The 20177-nt window shown below is 69.1% G+C and carries 6 protein-coding genes; all 6 read right to left on the reverse strand.

Translation table 11 applies throughout. The features are described 5' to 3' along the window. The 6 genes from AWB66_RS10090 to AWB66_RS10115 are packed head-to-tail and all read right to left on the reverse strand — an operon-like array spanning nucleotide 1 to nucleotide 20133. Entirely contained in the window at nucleotides 1-966 is a 966-nt protein-coding gene (locus AWB66_RS10090; protein ID WP_087630266.1) for a GNAT family N-acetyltransferase, read from the reverse strand. A 44-nt stretch (nucleotides 967-1010) separates the two neighbouring features. Further along, nucleotides 1011-1853: a formyl transferase gene (locus AWB66_RS10095; RefSeq protein ID WP_087630151.1), complete on the reverse strand. Its 843-nt coding sequence runs from the start codon at nucleotides 1851-1853 to the stop codon at nucleotides 1011-1013. 26 nt (nucleotides 1854-1879) lie between these two features. Next, nucleotides 1880-4081 carry a TonB-dependent siderophore receptor gene (locus AWB66_RS10100; RefSeq protein ID WP_087630152.1) on the reverse strand — a complete coding sequence of 734 codons (2202 nt, stop codon included), beginning with the start codon at nucleotides 4079-4081 and terminating at the stop codon, nucleotides 1880-1882. Between the two features lie 54 nt (nucleotides 4082-4135). Beyond that, a complete protein-coding gene (locus AWB66_RS10105; RefSeq protein ID WP_087630153.1) occupies nucleotides 4136-5506 on the reverse strand; it encodes a lysine N(6)-hydroxylase/L-ornithine N(5)-oxygenase family protein in 1371 nt (456 codons plus the stop codon). 30 nt (nucleotides 5507-5536) lie between these two features. Beyond that, on the reverse strand, nucleotides 5537-10531 hold the full coding sequence (locus AWB66_RS10110; RefSeq protein ID WP_087630154.1) for a non-ribosomal peptide synthetase: 4995 nt from the start codon (nucleotides 10529-10531) through the stop codon (nucleotides 5537-5539). A gap of 8 nt (nucleotides 10532-10539) precedes the next feature. Then, nucleotides 10540-20133: a non-ribosomal peptide synthetase gene (locus AWB66_RS10115; RefSeq protein ID WP_087630267.1), complete on the reverse strand. Its 9594-nt coding sequence runs from the start codon at nucleotides 20131-20133 to the stop codon at nucleotides 10540-10542. Nucleotides 20134-20177 lie beyond the last annotated feature (44 nt).

A 20177-nucleotide genomic window follows, 5' to 3' on the forward strand; every position in this document is an offset into this window, starting at 1 on the left:
TCAGAACCTGAAGTCGTTGAAGAACTTCTCGCGCTCGATCACGGTAAGCGCCGCGCGCTTGTGCGGAAAGTCGAATTCCTTGAGCGTATAAAACCCCATGCGATGCATGTACGCGATGTGCCGCACATGATCGACGCGCGGTTCGCCGACGAGCCGCTCCGTGCGCGGATCGTCGACGAACATGTAGTGCAGCACGCCGCTCCACCACGCCCTGAGCTTGCCGGCGCTCTGGAATTGCGGATCGCCGATCAAAAGATGCAGGCCGCGATCGAAATCGCCCGCGTCATAGAACGGGCCGAGACGGTCTTCCTTAGCCCAATAGAATTCGAAATAACCGAAGGGTTTACCGTCGAAATAACCGATCATCGGATGCATGTGCGGATCGTCGCGGCGCTCGGCCAGATACGCCTTGTGCTCGGCGCGCGTGCCCTTCTGGTCCCAGAAGTACGCGACGCGATCCAGGTTCTGCCACTCGCTGAAGACGTCGGCGTCCGCCTCAGGATCGGCGGTGCGCAAGCTGAATGTCATCCCGATCTGCGGGAAAAGGCGCTCGTAGATCGTGCCTTCGGCGTTGCACGGCCGCACGGGATGTCGCCGTCCGTTCGTCTCGGTGTAATGCAGCGGCGTGTCGCCCGACGCACGCGCCCTGAGCCACGGGCGCGGCAGTTGCCAGAACGTCTTGCGCGAAGTCGTGACGAGCAGTTGGCCGTCTTGCTGCGCCGCCTGATCAATCACGCCTTCAGCCTTCGCGCGCGCGACGAATGCGTCGATGGCCTGAGCGTCGGCGCTCGCGAGCGGCATCGCGAGCGTCGCACGCTGGCGGTCCGTCTCGCCGCAAAACAGCTCGGCGAGCGCGGGCAGGAGCGCATCGGGCGCGAAATCCGGCCGCCATGCGGCAAGCGTGCGATCGGGCGGTTCGATGACGGCGCAAGCCGCCGTCATCTCGGGATCGAAGCGAATGTTCATCGTCATGTCTCCGGCGTGTGACTGGGAGGTGGAAGGCGCGATCCTCAGATCGACGCTTTCGCGAAGCTCTCGGCCATCGTGGCGAGCCCGCCTTGCAGCGCGGGAAAAAGGCTTTGCTGGAAATTGTTCCAGCGCAGTTCGAGAATCGTGTCGTTCACGTCGATGGGCGTTGCCAGCACATCGAAAATGACTTCGCCCGAATCGATACCGTTGTCGACGTAGTGGAACGACGCGCCCGTCCGGTCGACGGGCGGCACCGGACGCGTCTCGCCGGTCGTCCAGTCGACGACCTTGCGGCCGTGCGCGCCATGAAGCGCATCGAGCGTCGCGTAGGCGCCGCGCCGTTCGTAGCGCGAACCGAGCCGCGTCACGCCCGGATGGATATTCGCGATCCGCCGATGAAACGGCGCACCCGGCCGCACCAGTTCGTCGAGAATCACGAGCAGGCCGTCGAGCACGACGAAATCCGCGTCGAGCGCGGCCAGCCTGGCGAGCAGGCGCCGCTCGAACGCGCTCTTTTGGGCCGGGCGCTCGGACGAATCCAGCGGCAACCGCCGATATGTCGAAGGAATCGCGTGCAGCAGACTCGTCACCGGCCGGCCCTCTACCGCGAGATGCGGCGGATGAATCCACGGCTTGCCCGGCTGGCAAGCGAAACCGTATTCGCCGAGCTTCGCGCGGTCCGTGGACGATCCTTCGTCGTCGTCGTAGATCACGCCTTCCAGCGAATAGGCGTCGCCGAGTTCCGTCTCGTTGAGCTGCTCGACGAGGAATTCGAGCGGCGACTTCATGTAGCGCAGGCCGCCCTTGTATTCGATGTCCTGTCCCGCCCGATCGGCGGCGGCGTTGCGCAAGGACAGCATGTAGACCAGTTTTATCTTCGTCATGGATGAAGGTGCGTGGGGTGAGCGTGTCACCAGTTGTAGCGGGCGGTGGCGATCACGGTGCGCGGATTGCCGTAGAAGCACGCCGACGTCGACTGGCAGCCGGTCACGAATGTGCGATCGAAAATATTCGAAGCGTTCACCGCGAAGCGCCAGTGACGCATGTCGTAGTGAACGGCCGCGTCGTACGCCGTGTAGCTCGGCACGTAGAGCGAGTTGTCGGCGGCACCGGCGAGGCCGCTCTGATAGCGGATGCCCGCGCCGAATCCCAGGCCTTCGAGCGGACCCGCGTGCCAGGTCCAGTCGGCCCAGAGCGACGCCATCTGGCGCGGCAGCGGAATCGAGACCGGCCACTTGTCGAGCGTGACGTCGTTCGCGCGGATGTTCTTCACGTCCTGATACACGTAGGCGGCGATCACCGAGAAGTTGCGCGTCACGTTGCCGACCGCGCTCAGTTCGATGCCGCGCGAGCGCACTTCCCCGGTCTGCACGGAGAACGTGTTGGTCGGGTCGGTGGGATCGGGCGTGAGGACGTTCGTCTGGTTGATCTGGTAGATGGCCGCGTTGAGCATCAGGTTCTTGCCCGCCGGCTGCCAGCGCAGGCCCGCCTCGACCTGCCGACCTTTGGTCGGCGCAGGCAGGCCGCCGCCGGCCATCTTCACGCCGATGATCGGATTGAACGACGTCGAATAGCTGATGTAAGGCGAGAGACCGTAGTCGCCCAGATAGGTCAGTCCTACGCGCCCGGTGAACGCGCTGTCGTTCTGCTTCTGCTGCGTGCCGCCGACGACGTCATCCTGCTTCGTATCGGTCCAGTCCTCGCGGGCGCCGATCGTCAGCATCCAGCGGTTCCACTTGATCTGGTCCTGCGCGTAGAGGCCGAAGGAATCGAGCGTCGAGCGCGTGTTGGTCTGGCCGAACGAGTCCGGGCCGCTGAAGATCGCAGTCGAAACCGGCGTATAGACCGGGTTGTACATGTTGAGGCTCGGTCCCTGCGCGAGCCATTCGCTGTCGGTCGAATTCTGGCGGTTGTACTCGAAGCCGAGCAGGACCGTGTGCTCGATGGGCCCGGTGCCGAAGCGCGCCTGCGCCTGGTTGTCGATGTCGAAGCGGCTGTAGTTCGGCTGGAAGAGCCCGGCATAGCGCGCGAGCGTCTGCTGGGTCGGATCGCTCGGATCGAGGCCGCCGCCCCAGACCGCGCCGTTGTCGAGCGAGAGATGCATCCAGCGCGTGTTCTGGCGGAACGTCCAGACCGGATCGAACTTGTGCTCGAACTGATAGCCGACCGACCACTCCTTCTTGCGATAGTACGAATAGGTCGGGTCGCCGGTGTACAGGTTCTCGGAGATCCGGCCGTTCGGATTGGGCAGCACGGTGCCTTCGGCGGGCAGGAAGTTGTTCGACGCGTCGCCCCAGTCCTGCAAGTAACTCGCGGCCACCGTCAGCGACGTGCTCGCATTCGGCTGCCAACGCACCGAGGGTGCGATCGAAAAACGCTGCTCCGCGTGCGGCCCGGTGAGCGAATTGCCGTCGCGACCGACCGCGAGCACGCGATACGACAGCGTGCCGTCTTCGTCGATCGTGTCGCCGATATCGAACTGCACCTGCTTTCGCGCGTAGTTGCCGAGCTGCATGCCGACTTCGCGGATGCGCTCGCCGTTCGCGAGCTTGCTCTGCACGTCGACGATCGCGCCCGGATCGCCCTGGCCGTACAGCACGGACGTGGGTCCGCGCAGGATCGTGATGCTGTCGATCATGTACGGATCGACGCGCCAGCTCGACAGATTGAGCGTATTGGGCACTTGCAGGCCGTCGACGAACACGGTCGGCGTGAAGCCGCGCAGCGCCGAGTACCAGTCGGAGCGCACGTCCGCGCCATACGACGAGAAGCCCGGAATGTAGCGCAGCGCTTCGTTGATGCTCGTCGCGCCGGTTTGCTCGATCTGCGCCGAAGTGACGACGTTGATCGTCTGCGGAATTTCGTCGATCGGCGTATCGGTTTTCGTGCCAGTGCGGCTGCGGCGCGCAACGAGACCGACCGTGCCGTCGCCCTCGGCGGCCGCGCTGACCCTGACCGCGGGCAGCGTGGCCTGTGGTCCTTCTTGCGTTCCTTCTTGCGTCGTCGTTTGCGATGTTTCCTGCGCCAGCGCGTGATTCATGGCGGCAGCACAGAACGCCACGCCCGCCGCCGCCGCGCTCGCGGTCCGGCGCATCCCTTTTCCCCACATCATTATTTTTCTCTCCAGGCTGCATTGCGGCCAGCGGCCGCTAACTGATCAACGAAATCAAAGAGCGAAAGCCACGCGGCCGCCGCTCACCCCATTCTTTTTCGTATCCGCCGGCTGGCCGCCGGCGTGCCGGTCCGCCGCCCGTTGCGCGAGCGACGCGACAATCTCGTCCGAGCGCATCGCGAGCACCGAGAGCAACGTGTCCGACAGTCCGTGGCTGTCCTCGCAGCAGCCTTGCAGATAGATGCGCGGCTTGAAGTGCGCGGGCGTCGCGAGCCGGTAGTCGCGGCCGACGCTCGGCGTGGCAAGCGCGTCGCCGAGATGCGGCGCGAGACCTTCGAGCAGGGCGAGGTGCGTGTCGCGCCGGTAGCCTGTCGCGAGCACGAGCGCATCGAAGCGTTCGGCGCGCGCGTGGCCGGTCAGCCGATCGTGCATCGTCAGTTCGATCTGGCCGTTCGCCGTGCGCACGGCGCCTTCGATAGCCGTGTTCGCCAGCAAACGATGCCGCGCGTCGTCGGTGACCGTCTGCAGGTACAGCATTTCGTAAATCTGCTCAATCAGCGGACGGTCGACGACCGCGTAATTCGTATCGCGGAACCGTTCGATCAGCGCGCGCCGGGCGTCCTCCGACTGCGAATACACGACGTCGGTATAGGCCGGGCTGAAGATTTCGTTGACGAACGGCGTGTCGTCGGCGGGCTTGAGCGCGCCCGACCGGATGACGAGGCTCGCATCGACGTGAGTAAAGCGGCGCGCGAGATCGGAGAACACTTCCACCGCGCTCTGACCCGCACCGATCACGGCGACGCGCTTCGTGCCGCCGTCCGGCTTGCCGACGACACGCTCGATCGAATTCAGATAGCCCGACGAATGAATCACGTTATGCGGCCCGAGCGCCGCGAACGCCTCCGGCACCCGCGCCGCGCCGCCGATGCCGACCGACAGCGCGCGTGTCACGCGTTGCCACTCGCGTCCCTCGCCGTCTTGCGACAGCACGCGCAACGCGGCGATCTCGCCGCTCGCGCCCGCTTCCAAGATCGGCTCGATCGCGGTGACGGTCTGGCTGTAGTGGACGCACTCCTCGAACGCATCCGCGACCCAGTTCAGGTAGTCGTGAAACTCGACGCGGGTCGGATAGAAATTCTTCAGGTTCACGAATTCGTTCAGGCGGCCGCGCTCGAACAGGTAGTTGATGAACGTGAAGCGGCTGGTCGGATCGCGCTGCGTGACGAGGTCCTTCAGGAAGGAAATCTGCATCCGGCAATCGTCGAGCAACATGCCGCGATGCCAGCCGAACTCCGCCTGCCGCTCGACGAAGCAATGCGCGAGGTTCGCCGTCCCCGCCTCTTCGGCAAGACGCACGGCAAGCGATAGATTCGACGGCCCGAAGCCGATGCCGATCAGATCGAATACTGTTTCTCTCTTCATGTCTCAGATCTCTGTCAGGTGTCTCAGGAGTTATTGGTTGACGGCCGGCACGTCGCGCGTCCCGTCCGCGAGCTTCCGATGGGCGAGCCGCCTGCCGAGGCCGACGAAATGCGGCGCCGCGAAGACATCGTCGATCGCGATGGCGAAGCCCGCCTTGTGCGCCGCGTCGACGAAGCGCACGACGTCGAACGACGTGGCGCCTGCTTCGAACAGGTCGTCGTGAAGGGACGGGTTTGTGTCCTCGAAGAGATCGCACCAGAGCGCCGCGAGAGCTTCGGCCAACCGCACGGCGTCGGCTTCTTCGGCTTCGTCCGCTTTTTCGGGAAGCGGCGCTGGCTCGTCCGGTGTCGCGACGAAGCGCGCCTCGGCCGCTCCGAGCGCTTCATGCGGCGCATCGACGAACTGCGCGACGGCCCGCAGATAACGCTCGGCCAGCGCCTCGGCGAATGCGCTGTCGACCCGTTCGTTCGCATACGAGAACGCGCCTGTCACGCGCCCGTCCGGATGCTCGACGATGTCGAGTTCCAGTTCGAACACCACGCGATGCCGCACGTCGTTGAACTCGTCGAGCGCGAGGCCGGCCCAGTTGCGACCGGCAGCGCCTGTCGGGCGCAGATAGTTGAACATCACCTGGAAGAGCGGATTGCCGCTGCCGGCGCGCGGCGCGCCGAGCGCCGCGACGACATCGGCAAACGGCACGTCCGCGTGCGCGTAGGCGGCGAGCGCCGCGTCGCGCACGGCGTGGAGGATCGCCGCGGGCGAATCCTCGCGCGCGATTCGCGTGCGCACGACGACCGCGTTAATGAAGAGCCCGAACGCATGGCGCGCGGCGTCGCCCGTCAGTTCGCGCGTCGAGGCGAGCACGCCGATGGGCTGGTCGTCCGCGCCCGTCGTCCGGTAGAGCGCGAGGTTGAGCGCGGCATGCAGAAGCATCGGCAGCGTCGCGTGCGCGGCGAGCGAGATCGCGCGGGCGCGGCGCACGAGCGCGTCGTCGAATTCGAACGCGATGCGGCTCGCGGACCATCGGGGCTTCGCATCGCGACCGGTCACCGGTGCGGGCAACGCGGTCGCGGGCAGGTCCGCGAGCGCCGCGCGCCAGAATGCGAGCCGCGCGGGCGGCGCCGTCGCGGGCAGCACCGGAAGGTCGGCGGGCGGCGTCGGTTTTGCCAGCGCGGCGCCGGATGCCAGCGCAACGTAGGTCGCGCGAATATCGTCGAGCCAGAGGTCGATCGAATGCCCGTCCGACACGATGTGATGCACGACGAGCGACAGCACGTGATCGTCGTCGGCGAGGCGGATCAGGCGCGCGCGCCAGAGCGGCCTCGCGGCGCCGAGATCGAACGGGGCGAGGGCGTCGTCGTCGGTGAGTTTCGTCGCGTGCGCGAGACGTGCGGCCTCGTCGCGCTCGGGAGACAAGTTGACGACCGGCAGTTCGAACAGCGCGACCGGCGCGATGCGCTGGCCCGGCAACGATCCGGCGCGCTGGACGAAGCGCGTTCGCAGCGCCGGATGACGCGCGGCGGCGTGCGCGAGCGCCTCGCGCAGCGCATCGGCGGCGAGCGGACCGCGCAGCCGCAACGCGACCGGAATGTTGTACGCGGCGCTCTCCGGCTGCGCGCGCCAGAGGAACCACAAGCCGAGTTGCGCGGCGGAGAGCGGCAGGACGCCTTGCGCGTCGGGCAGGAACATGGGCACCACGGCATCCGGCGCGATTTCGCTCGCCTGCGAGCGCGCCACGCGCTGCGCGTAAAGCGCCAGCACCGGCGCCTCGAACAGCGTGCGCACGGGCACGTCGCGCCCGAGTTCTTCCGCGACGCGCGTAGCCACCCGCACGGCCGCGAGCGAATGTCCGCCGAGTTCGAAGAAATGATCCGCGCGGCCGACGCGGCCGATATCGAGCACATCGCGCCAGATTGTGGCGAGCGCCGCTTCCACGCCGGGCGCGGGCGCTTCGTACACGCGCTCGCGACGCGCGGGCGCCGGCAGCGCCGCGCGGTCGACTTTGCTGTTCGCGTTACGCGGCAGCGCGTCGAGCACGACGATATGCGCGGGCACCATGTAGTCGGGCAGCGTGCGACGCAGATGCGCGTCGAGTTCGGCGGCATCGGCTGCGTTGCCGCTTTTCGCGCGCTCGCCCGCCGCGTCGGTCAACTCCACATACGCGACGAGCGCCGCCTGCGCGCCCTTGCCATGCACGACGGCGACGGCTTCGCGCACGTCGTCGTGCGCGGCCAGTTGCGCCTCGATCTCGCCGAGTTCGATGCGCAGCCCGCGCAGCTTCACCTGATGATCGACGCGTCCGATGAAGTCGAACACGCCGTCCGCGCGCCGCCTGACGAGGTCGCCGGTGCGATACAGACGCGCGCCCGGCACGCCGTATGGATCGGGCACGAAGCGCTCGGCGGTCATGGCGGGCCGGTCGAGATAGCCGCGCGCAACGCCGACGCCCTCGCCGCCCAGATACAGCTCGCCCGTCACGCCGACGGGCAGCGGATTGAGCCGCGCGTCGAGCACATGCGCCGTGCGCGCGCCGACCAGCGTGCCGATCGGCAGATAGGCGCTGTCGGCGAGTTTCGCGGGATCGTCGCCGGGATGGAACATCCACAGCATCGGCGTGATGACGGTCTCGGTCGGCCCGTAGCCGTTGACGATGCGTGCCTTCGGGAACGCGCGGCGCATCAGCGCGAACGCTTCGCGCGAGGTCGCTTCGCCGCCCACGGTGAGCGAGCGCAGCGTCGGCGGCGCGCCGTGCGCGAGCGCCCATTCGGCGAGTTGCGTCGCGCAGCCGGGCGGGACGTAGGTCATCGTCACGCCCTCGCGCGCGATCAGGCGGCAGGTCAGCGCGGGCGGCCAGAGCGTGTCGGCGGTGATCGCGACCGCCGCGCCCGAGATGTACTGCGAGAACCAGCCTTCGTGTGCGCCGTCGAAATTGACCGACTGGAACAGCAAGAACACGTCGTTTTCGGTCGCGCCATAGCGCTCGGCGATCGCGGCGCAATGCAGCGCGAACGAGCCATGATCGACGATCACGCCCTTCGGCTTGCCCGTCGAACCCGACGTGTAGATGACATACGCGGCCTGCGTCGGCGCGACGGCGGGGAGATCGACGGCGGACGTGGCATCGTCGTCGATGAGCCAGACGCGCGCGTTGTCGGGCACGGGCAGCGAAGCGAGGCTCGCGCGCTCGGTGACGATATGGACGATGCCGGCGTCGTCGAGAATCTGAGCGAGGCGTTCGCGCGGATGGCTCGGATCGAGCGGCACGAACGCGCCGCCCGACTTCAGCGCGGCAATCAACCCGACGAGCAGATCGACCGAGCGTCCGAGCGCCACGCCGACGCGCATTTCGGCGCTCACGCCCGCCTCGACGAGACGCTGCGCGATGCGCGTCGCGCGCGCATCGACTTCGCCGCGCGTGAGCGAGCGGTCGCTATCCGCGACGCCACGCGCCTCCGGCCGCGCCCGCGCGTGCCGCGCGATGCGCTCGTGCACCGGCACGAACGCCGGCACGTCGGCGGGCGCGTTGCGGTTCCACGCATCGAGCTGCGCGCGTTCGTCGTGCGGCAGCCATTGCAGATCGCCGACGAGCGCCTCGGGCGCATCGAGCGCATTCCCCAGCAGTTCGACAAAGCGCTTCGCGAGCCGCGCGACGGCGTCGGCGTCGAAGAGATCGAGCGCGTAGATCAAGGCCGCGTCGATCGAGCCGTCCGCGCGCTCCTCGAAATTCGCGGTGAGATCGGACTTCGCGAACGGCGTGCCGGACGGCAGTTCGGTCGCGCGGACATCGGCAAACGACGGCAGCGCGCGCCGCGCGCCGAACGCGGCCATCACCTGAAACAGCGGATGATGGCTCGCGCTGCGCACGACGCCGAGCGCCTCGACGACCTGCTCGAACGGCACGTCCTGATGCGATTGCGCGTCGATGAGCGTCTGCTGGGCCGCGTCGACCAGCGCCGCGAACGGCGCGTTCGAGTCGACGCGCGTCGCGAGCGTCAGCGTGTTGACGAAGAAGCCGATCAGGCCCGCCGTCTCGCCGCGCTCCCGGTTCGCGGACGGCACGCCGATCTGGATAGGCGATTCGCCCGATGCGCGCGCGAGCAGCGCATTGAGCGCGGCGAGCAAGACGGCGAACGGCGTCGCGCGTCGCGCATTGGCGAACGCCCGCACGCGTGCGGCGATCGCGGCATCGAGCGTGAAGACGTGGCGCGCGCCGCGTGCGCTGCGCTGCGCGGAACGCGGCGCGGCGCCGGGCAGCATCAGCACGTCGCGGGCCGGGTCGAGTTGCGCGCGCCAGAATTCGAGCTGGCGGTCGCGCTCGCCCGCGTCGAGCCAGCGGCGCTGCCAGAGCGCGTAGTCGGCGTACTGGATCGGCAGCGGCGCGAGCGAAACGGCCTCGCCCTTCGCGTACGCGCGATAGAACGACGCCAGTTCCGCCAGCGCGATGTCGGCGGACCAGCCGTCCGAGACGATGTGATGCGTCGTGAGCGAGAGCCAGTGCGTCGTGGCGTCGAGGCGAATCAGGTGCGCGCGCATCAGCGGCGCGTGCGCGAGGTCGAAGGGCCGCGCTTCGTCGGTGAGTGCGAGTGCGCTGGCGCGCGCCTCACGCCCGGACGCCGGCAACGGGCTCACATCCACGGCGTGCCACGGACAGCGCATCGGCGCGTGGACCGTTTGCAGCACGCCGTCGGCGCCTTCCCCGAACGTCGTGCGCAGCGCCTCGTGACGCGCGATCAGCGCATCGCACGACGCGCGCAGCGCGTGGGCGTCGAGCGCGCCGCTCAGCCGCATCCGCTCGGTGATGTGATACGCCGCCGGCTCGTCGATCATGCGCGCGTGCAGCCACAGGCGCGTCTGCGCGAACGAAGCCGGCACGCTCGCGGCGCGCTCGGCGCGCGGCGGAATCGGCAACAGGCGAAAGTCGATGCCCGCTTCGCCGAGCCTCGTCAGGAACACCTTGCGCTGCGGCTCGGGCAACTGCGCGAAACGCGTCGCGAGCGTCAGCAGGTCGGGGCTTGCAGTCGTCATCGTCTGTCCTATTTCATTTCCAGTTCGCCGAGCAGCGCGTCGATCGCACTCGCGGTGTCTTGCGTGCTCTTGCCGCCGCGTTCCGCCAGCGCGCGGTCGATGGCCGCAGCGCAGCGTTCGAGCGTGCGTTCGTCGAAGAGCGCGCGCAGCGGCAGCATCAGCGACCAGAGCAGGTTCGCCTGCGCGTTCGCCTGCGTGGCGAGCAGCGAATGGCCGCCGAGCGCGAAGAAATCGTCGTCGCGGCTCACCGTTTCGACGCGCAGCACGCGCTGCCAGATCGCGGCGAGTTCGCGTTCGGTGGGCGTGCGCGGCGCATCGACCGCCTTCGCTTCGCGCGACGGCGCGGGCAACGCATGGCGATCGCACTTGCCGTTCGGCGTGACGGGCAGCGCGTCCAGCTCGACCAGTTGCGCGGGCACCATGTACGCAGGCAATTGCACACGCAGCGCGGCGAAGAGCGCCGGAACGTCGAGCGCGCCGTGCGCACCGCGCGCGACGTAGCCGATCAGTTGCTCGTCGCGCACGATCACGACCGCGTCGTGAACGCCTTCGGCAGCGAGCAGCAACGCTTCGATTTCGCCCGGCTCGATGCGCTGGCCGCGCAGCTTCACTTGCGTGTCGATCCGGCCGAGATAGTCGAGCGCGCCGTCGCTGCGCCGGCGCGCCAGATCGCCCGTGCGATAGAGACGCGCGCCCGGCACGAACGGGTCCGGCACGAAGCGCTCGGCGGTCAGCGCAGCGCGGCCGAGATAACCGCGCGCGAGTCCCGCGCCGCCGAGATACAGCTCGCCGGTCGCGCCCGGCGGCAACGGATGCAGCGCCGCATCGAGCACGTGAAGCTGGAGATTCGCGATCGGATGGCCGATGGGCACCGAGGCCGCGTCGGCATCGCTCCCGTCGCAGGTCCAATGCGACACGTCGATGGCCGCTTCGGTCGGGCCGTACAGGTTGTACAGGCGCGCGTTCGGCAGCACGTTGGCGACGCGCGCGGCCAGTTCGGGCGCGAGCGCCTCGCCGCTCGCGACGATCCGCTCGATGCTCGCGCAGCGCGCGGCGGCGCCGAACTCGTCGAGATGCGCGACGAACGCCGCCAGCATCGACGGCACGAAATGCAGCGTGGTCACGCGCTGCGCCTCGATGACAGCGACGAGACGCGCCGGGTCGCGGTGATCGCCCGGCGCCGCGATGGCGAGCTTCGCGCCCGTCGCGAGCGGCCAGACGAACTCCCACACCGAGACGTCGAAGCCGAACGGCGTCTTGTGCAGCACGACGTCGTCGTTCGTCAGCCGGTACGCGTCCTGCATCCACGCGATGCGATTCGCCAGCGCGCCGTGCGTGTTGCCCGCGCCTTTCGGCTTGCCGGTCGAACCGGACGTGTAGATCAGGTAGGCGAGCTGCTGCGCGTTCACTTCGATGGGCGCGTCGAGCGTCGCGCCGCTTCGCATCAGGTCGTCGATATTGAAGACGCGCACGTCTTCGCGGGGCGTCGCCGCTTCCACGCGCGGGCGCACATGCGGCTCTGTCAAGACGACGGCGGGCTTTGCGTCGCCGAGCAGGTAGGCGATCCGCTCCGCCGGATAATCCGGATCGATCGGCAGATAGGCCGCGCCCGCCTTCAACACACCGAAGAGCGCGACGACCATCTCGAACGAGCGCTCGACGCAGAGCGCCACCGCCGTGTCCGGCTTCACGCCGAGCGCGACGAGCGCGGCCGCGACGCGGTCCGCGTGCGCATCGAGTTCGGCGTAGCGCATCTGCTGCACGGCGCCGGTAGCGTCGATGAATTCGAGTGCGACCGCTTGCGGCGTGGCTCGCGCGGCTTGTTCGAACTGTCGATGCAGCGCGGCTTGCTGCGCGGCGGGCCACGCGCGCGCGGTCGCGTTGTAGCGCTCGGTATCAGCGGTCGCGATGGAGATCGTGCCGAGCGGCGCGTCGGGGTTCGCCACGAACGCATCGAGACACGCCGCCAGCGCGCGATGCAGCGCGGCCACGCGCGTTTCGTCGATACGCATGGCGTCGTAGGCGTAGTCGATCGTCATCGCGTTGCCGGCCTCGATCACGAGCGTCAGCGCGAAGTCGGTCGCTTCGATGTTGCGCAAGTCGCGCATCTTCAGCGCGCGCTCGTCGCGGCCCGCCCACGCTTCGTCGACCGGATAGTTTTCGAAGACGACGAGCGTGTCGAACAGCGCGCCGCCGCCCTGCCCCGCCCAGCGCTGGATTTCCGCGAGCGGCGTATGCGCGTGCTCGGCCGCGGCGGCGTTGTCGCTCTGCAACTCGCGCAGCCACGCGCTCGCCGCGCGCTGCGGCAGCGGCGCCGTGATGACCGGCAGCGTATTGATGAAAAGCCCGAGCACGGCATCCGCGTCGGGGAGCGAATCCGGGCGGCCCGCCACCGTCGCGCCGAACGCAACCGACAGCCGATGCGTCGTGCGTTGCAGCGCGAGCGCCCATGCGCCCTGCACCAGCGTGTTGACCGTCACGCGCAGACGGCGGGCGGTGTCGGTCACGCGGGCGAGCGTCGCGGCGTCGATGGTCGCGCGCCAGGTGCGGTTCTGCGCTTGCGGCGCATCCGCGTCGCGTTGCGCGACGCGCGTCGGTTCGTCGAGGCGCGCGAGGCGTCCGAGCCAGAACGCCTCGTCGGCGTCGCTATCGCGCGCGGCCAGCCACGCGATGAAGTCGCGATAGCGCGTCTTCGCGGGCAACGCGAACGGCTGCACGCGCGGCGGCTCGATGTAGTCGCGCAGCACCTCGGCGAACAGCCGCGCCGTGCTCCAGCCGTCGAGCAGCAAATGATGCCGCGTCCAGACGAGACGCCATTCGTCGTCCGTCACGCGGATCAGCGTGACGCGCATCAGCGGCGGCGCGGCAAGGTCGAAGCCCTGCGCGCGGTCGGCGGCGAGCCACGTGTCGAGCGCTGCCGGAAGATCGGCTTGATGGCCGCGCCAGTCGAGCACGTCGAACGGCATGCGCGCCTGCCGGTGGACGATCTGCATCGGCGCGTCTTCGTCAGGCGTGAAGCCGGTACGCAGGATGTCGTGGCGCGGCACGGCGGCATCGAACGCGGCGCGCAGACGCTCGACGTCCGGCGCGACGAGCGTCGTCACAAGCTGGTTCACATACGTGGACTGCTCCGGCGCGAAGAGCGAATGAAACAGGATGCCCTGCTGCATCGGCGAGAGAGGATAAATGTCGTCGATGACGCGCAGGTCGAGCGGCACGCGCTCCAGCGCGGCCTGCGTCAGACCGGCCTGGCGGGCGAGCGGATAGTCGCCGGGCGTGGCGCCGGCGCCAGTCTTCGCGAGACGCGCGGCGCACGCCGCCGCGATGTCGCCGAGCGCCTTCGCGAAGCGCGCGGCCAGCGCTTCGATCGTCGCGCGGTCGAACTGCGTCGCGGCATAGACCCAATGCAGCTTCAGCGTGCGCGGGCCATCGGCGTCGAGATAGGCGTGAATCGCGAGCGCGTTGCCGAGCGGGCCTTCAGGGTCGCGCTCGCAGCCCGCTCCGCCAAAGCGCGGCACAAGCGCGGCGTCGCGCGGTGCATCGAACTGGCCGAGGTAGTTGAACGTCACGCGCGGACGCGTCATGCGGGACAGCGCGGCGCGCGTCGCGTCGTCGCCGTAGTGACGCAGCACGCCGAAGCCGAGGCCCTTGTGCGGCACCGCGCGCAACGCGTCCTTGACCGCCGCGAGCGTGCCGGCAGGCGACGCCTCGACGGGCAGCGCCACCGGAAAGTGGCTCGTGAGCCAGCCGGGCGTGCGGCTCGCGTCGAGCTCGTCGAAGAGCGCTTCGCGGCCGTGCCCTTCGAGTTCGAGACGGCACGCGCCGCGCCCCGCCTGCGCGCCGAGCGCATGCGCGAGCGCCGCGATCAGCAATTCGACCGTCTGCGTCCGGTACGCCGCGTTCGCTTCGCTGAGCGCGGCGCGCGTGAGACCGGCGTCGAGCGTCTGTTCTACGACGGCGGCGTCGGCGTTGGTCGCAGGCGCTTGCGGATGGTCGAGCGGGAGGTCGTCGCCTTCTGCGAGCGTCGTCCAATAGGACGATTCGTGCGCAAACGGCGACTGCGGATCGCGCGCCGCGCGGGCGAGCCGCGCGGCCCAGTCCTGTACGCGGGTGCCCGTTGGCGGGAGACGCACGGAACGTCGCTCGCAGGCGGCGCGGTAAGCGCTGTCGAGATCGTCGAGCAGCACGCGCCACGACACGCCATCCATGATCAGATGATGAATCGCGAGATACAGCTTCGTGCGTCCGTCCGGCAGCGCCGCCGCCAGCGCGCAGACGAGCGGGCCGCGCGTGATGTCGAGCGCGCGCTGCAAGGCGTCGAACTGCGCGAGCGCGTCGGCTTCGTCGCGTGCGCTGACGGCCGTCAGCGGCAGCGTCTCGAACGGCTTTTGCGCCTGCACGACGCGCCACGTATCGCTGAATTCGAAGCGCTGACTAAAGATGTCGTGATGCGTGAGGAGCGCGTCGAACGCGCGCGCGAAGGCGTCGAGGTCGAACGGCGCCGCCGTATCGAATTCGATCGACTGGTTCCAGTGGCCGCGCTTCGGCATGTCGAGCGCGAAGAAGCGCAGTTGCGCCGGCGTGAGCGTCGCCGTTTCCACCGCTTTCCATACGGCGGGCGCGCGCGGCGCCGCCGCATCCGTCGACGTGGCGACGCGCGCGAGTTGCGCGATGGTCGGTCCGTCGAAAAGCTGCTTCGGCGTGAAGCGCAGACCGCGCTTGCGCAACCGCGCGATCACCTGAAGCACGAGAATCGAATCGCCGCCGAGTTCGAAGAAGTTCTCGTCGCGACCGACCTGCTCTGCCTTCAGCACGTCCTTCCAGACCACCGCGATCGCTTCCTCGGACGCGCCGCGCGGCGCATCGCCGGACGACTGAACGGACGCGGGCGCCGCCGCCATCGCGCGCAGCGCGGCGCGGTCGATCTTGCCGTTGGCCGTCACGGGCAGCGCATCCAGCGTGACGAGCACGGCCGGCACCATGTAATCCGGCAGACGCGCAGCGAGCGCTTCGCGCAACGACGCATCGTTCTGGCCTTGCGCCTTCAGCGTCACGAACGAGGCGAGATGCAGGCGGCCGTCGTCCTGTTCGAGCGCGAGCGTTTCGGCCTGCGCGACGCCGTCGATCGCGCAGAGTGCCGCGCTCACTTCGCCCGGTTCGACGCGATAGCCGCGAATCTTGACCTGATCGTCGAGCCGGCCGAGAAACGCGATGCGCCGGTCGGCGAGGAGGCGCACGCGGTCGCCCGTTCGATAGAGCCGCTCGCCGTGGGCGAACGGATGCGGCACGAAGCGCTCCGCCGTCGCCGCCGGGCGTCCGACGTAACCGCGCGCGACGCCCGGACCGCCCAGGCACAATTCGCCGATGCCGCCCGGCGGCACGCACGCGCCGTTCGCGTCGAGCACCAGCGCGCAGGCATTGGGCAACGGACGTCCGAGCGGCACGCCGTGCGCGCCGCGTTCCTCATGCGCGAGCGTGGACATATCGGACGTATCGCAGGTCAGCGCGCCGACGGTGGCCTCGGTCGGACCGTAGTGATTGATGACGCGGCAGCCGGGCTTCAGCGCCGCGACACGATCGACGAGCGTCCACGGCAGCAGTTCGCCGCCCGTCACGAGCGCGTGCGAAGGCAGCACGTCGGCGGGATGCTGGGCTTCCAGCAGCGCATGAAGGTGACTCGGCACGATCTTCAGCACGCCGATTTCGCGTGCACGCATCTCGGCGGCGAACTGGTCGGGATCGAACGCGCAATGCGCGGGCAGCAGATGCAGCGTGCGCCCCGAGCAAAGCGCGCCGAAGAGCGTCGTGTGACCGAGATCGGCGGCGACGGTGGAGACCATCGCCATCGACGCGCCGGGCGCGAACGCGAGTTCGTCGAGCAGGCCCTGCACGTAATCGGCGAGCGCGCGATGCGAGACCGCGACGCCCTTCGGCGTGCCCGTCGAACCGGACGTGAAGATGACATACGCGCATTGTTCGGGCGACATCGGCACGCGGCGCGCGGCGGCATTCGCGAGCGACGCGTCGTCGGCGAGCAAATCGACATCCAGCACCTGCGCGTCGCCCAGCGCGGCCGGAGCGCTGTCGCGCGCGACCAGCGCCCAGCGCGCGCCGCACGCTTTGACGGCGGCAACGAGGCGCGCGGACGGCATCGCGGGATCGAGCGGCACCGCGCAGGCGCCGGACTTCAGCACGCCGAGCAACGCGACGACGAAACGCGCCGACCGCTCGATGCACACGACCGCCGCCGCTTCGGCCCGCGCGCCGCGCTGGATGAGCGCCAGCGCGACGCGGTTCGAGGCGTCGTCGAGTTCGGCGAACGTGAATTGCGTGGTGGCGTCGGCGAGCGCGATCTTGTGCGGCGTCGCGGCTGCGTGCTGCGCGAAGAGCGCGAGCACGTCGTGCGCCGCGAGCGGCAGCGCGCGGCCCTGCCGGGCTTCGCGGTACGCGCTTGCATCGGCGCAATCGAGTAGCGCGACCGGGCGCTGCGGATCGCGCACGGCATCGGCGATGAGCGTCGCGAAGCTCGCCAGCCACGCTTCGGCGGTCGGCTTGTCGATGCAGTCGAGCGCATGGGCCGCGACGAGTTCGATGCCGCGCGGATCGTCGGTGAAATCGAGCGCGAAATCGAAGCGCGCGGCGAGATCGGGACCCGGCGTCGCGACCGCCGACGCGCCCGGTAACGCCGCCTTCAATTCGGCGTCGAACTGCTGCGCGAATTTGACCCGCAGCCATTCGTCGCCGCGCCGGACGGGCGGTTTCACCGCGTCGAGCACCTGATCGAACGGCACGTCCTGATGCGCGAACGCGTCGAGCGACGTGGCGCGCACCGCATCGACGAGCGCGGCAAACGGCTCGCGCGGCGCGATCCGCGCGCGCAACGCCAGCGTGTTCAAAAAGAGGCCGATGAGCGGCGCGGTCTCGGGCCGCTGACGATGCGCAACCGGCACCGCGACAGCGAAATCGTTTGCGCCCGTCAGGCGATAAAGCCACGCGTCGAAGGCGGCAAGCAGCACGGTGAACGGCGACGCATGGGCGCGCCGCGCGAGGTCGCGAACGGCCGCCGACGTGTCGGCGGAAAGGCGCAGCGAGACGCGTCCCCCGCGATGATCGCGCGCGTCCGGACGCACGCGGTCGCCGGGCAGCGCGAGCGCGTCGGGCGCGGCGCGAAGCGCCTCGCGCCAGTACGCGAGCTGGCGCTCGCCTTCCTCGCCCGCGACGAGTTCGCGTTGCCATTGCGCGTAGTCGGCGTACTGGATTGGCAGCGCGGGCAGCGACGGTGCGCGTCCCGGTTCTCGTCCCGCCACGCACGCCGTGTACGCCGCGGTGAGTTCCTCGAAGACGAGTCGCGAGCTGTAACCGTCGGTGATCGCGTGATGCGCGGTGAGCATCAGACGATGCGAATCGTCCGCGAGGGCGACGAGCATCGCGCGCAGCAGCGGTCCTGTCGACAAGTCGAAGGGCGCGCTCGCGTGTTCGGCGGCGAGTTCGTTCGCGTGCCGATTGCGCCGATCGGCGAATGCGATTTTCACCGGCAAGCGCGAATGAATGCGCTGCACGACGACGCCCTCGTCGCTTTCGACGAGCGTCGTGCGCCATGCTTCATGCCGCTCGATCACGCAGTCGAGCGCGCGTTGCAGCGCGTCGGCATCGAGCGCGCCGCGAATGTCCCAGTGTCCGGCGATGTGATACGCCGCGCCCGCGTCGCGGGTCTGCGCGAGCACCCAGAAGCGCTGCTGCGCAAACGACGCGGGACGATCGACGAAATCCGCAGCGTCGCGCGGCGTCGCGGACGATGCGATCCGGAGCGACGCTTCTTCCTTGTCGCTGCGATCGATCAGCGCGGCGAGATCGGCCATCGACGGGTCGTCGAACAGGGCGTCGAGCCGCAGGTTCAAGCGCCATTCGATGCGGATCGCCGCCTGCAACTGCATCGCCGCGAGCGAATCGCCGCCGCGTTCGAAGAAGCGATCCGCGCGGCCGGGCGGCGCCGGTTCGTTCAGGATGCGCTGCCAGCATTGCGCGAGGCGGCGCTCGGTGTCGGTTTGCGGCGGCACGTAGTTCGCGGCGCACGCTGACGCAGCCTGTGACGCTTGCGTCTTCAGCGCGTCGCGGTCGAGCTTGCCGTTCAGCGTGTACGGCAGGCGGTCGAGCCGCACGAATCGATGCGGCTGCCACGCGTCGGGCAAACGCGCGGCGAGATAGGTCTTCAACGCCGCTTCGTCCCACGCATCGGCCGCGATGCACGCGATGAGTTGCGTGCGGCCACCGGACGATTCGGCGAGCACGGCGGCATCCCGCACCGCGGGATGCGCACGCAAGCACGCCGCGATCTCCGCCGGCTCGACGCGCACGCCGCGAATCTGCACCTGGTCGTCGAGTCGGCCGAGATAATCGAATGCGCCGTCGGCGCGGGCGCGCGCGAGATCGCCCGTGCGATAGATGCGCGCGCCCGGCTCGCCCGACGCATCGGGCACGAAGCGCTCGGCCGTCAGCGCGGCGCGGCCGTGATAGCCGCGCGCGATGCAGGCGCCGCCGAGCAGCAGTTCGCCTTCGCCGGCGTGCCGCTGCGTCGTGTCGAGCCGGACCACGCGCGGGCCGATCGGCTGTCCGATGGGCAGCGCGGCGTAGGCGTCGTCATCGGCGAGATCGGGCGTCACGCCCGGTTCGACCGACCACAGCATCGGCGAAATGACGGCCTCGGTCGGCCCGTAGCCGTTCACGAGACGCACCGCCGGGAACGCGCGGCGCACGTTCGCGAACGCTTCGCGCGACAGCGCTTCGCCGCCGAACGCCAGCACCCGCAGCGACGCGGGCACGCCGAGCCGCTCGGCCACCGTCGCGAACTCGCGCAGATACGCCGGCGGGAACGCCGCGACGCTCACGTGCTCGCGTTCGATCAAGGCGCGCGCGGCGTCGGGCGCAAAGGGCGGCGCCTCGCTCACGACAATCCGCGCGCCCATCGCGAGCGGCGCGAGCCAGCATTCGTGCGCCGCGTCGAAGTTGACCGACGCGAAATGCAGCAGGCAATCGTCCGGCCGGATCGGCAGCGCGGCAGCGAGCGCATCGCAATGCGCGGCAAGCGGACCATGCTCGACGACCACCGCCTTCGGCGTGCCCGTCGAACCCGACGTGTAGATCATGTAAGCCGCGGCGCGCGGATGAACGTCCTGTTGCGCGAGCGGCAGCGCGGATGCGTCGGCATCGTCCGGCACCGTTAAGCACTGCGCGAAGCGCGCGCGCAGCGTGGCATCGGCGGATGCATCGACGATACCGTGCACGAGGCCTGCGTCCTTCGCGATCCAGTCGAGACGCGCGGCCGGATGACGCGGATCGAGCGGCACGAAGACGCCGCCCGCCTTCATCACGGCGAGCAACGCGACGAACAGGTCGCACGAACGCTCGACGCACACGCCGACGCGCACCTCCGTCGTCACGCCCGCTGCAAGGAGACGCGCGGCAAGCCGTGCAGCGCGGGCATCGAGTTCGCCGCGCGAGAGACTTGCTTCGGCATTCGAACCGAACGTCAGCGCGGGCGCTTCGGGACAAAGACGCGCGAGCGCCAGGATACGGAGATGCAATGCAGTCGGGAAACGCGTCATGAACATGAAGTCCTTCGGATCTGGCTCGGCCAATACGCAGCGCC

Source organism: Caballeronia telluris, from assembly GCF_001544495.1.
GTDB lineage: Bacteria > Pseudomonadota > Gammaproteobacteria > Burkholderiales > Burkholderiaceae > Caballeronia > Caballeronia telluris.

Excerpts from the sequence above, each read along its gene's own strand:
- AWB66_RS10100 (WP_087630152.1), bottom strand. The coding sequence starts at position 4,081 with ATGATGTGGGGAAAAGGGATGCGCCGGACCGCGAGCGCGGCGGCGGCG.
- AWB66_RS10110 (WP_087630154.1), bottom strand. The coding sequence starts at position 10,531 with ATGACGACTGCAAGCCCCGACCTGCTGACGCTCGCGACGCGTTTCGCG.
- AWB66_RS10115 (WP_087630267.1), bottom strand. The coding sequence starts at position 20,133 with ATGACGCGTTTCCCGACTGCATTGCATCTCCGTATCCTGGCGCTCGCG.
- AWB66_RS10105 (WP_087630153.1), bottom strand. The coding sequence starts at position 5,506 with ATGAAGAGAGAAACAGTATTCGATCTGATCGGCATCGGCTTCGGGCCG.
- AWB66_RS10090 (WP_087630266.1), bottom strand. The coding sequence starts at position 966 with ATGAACATTCGCTTCGATCCCGAGATGACGGCGGCTTGCGCCGTCATC.
- AWB66_RS10095 (WP_087630151.1), bottom strand. The coding sequence starts at position 1,853 with ATGACGAAGATAAAACTGGTCTACATGCTGTCCTTGCGCAACGCCGCC.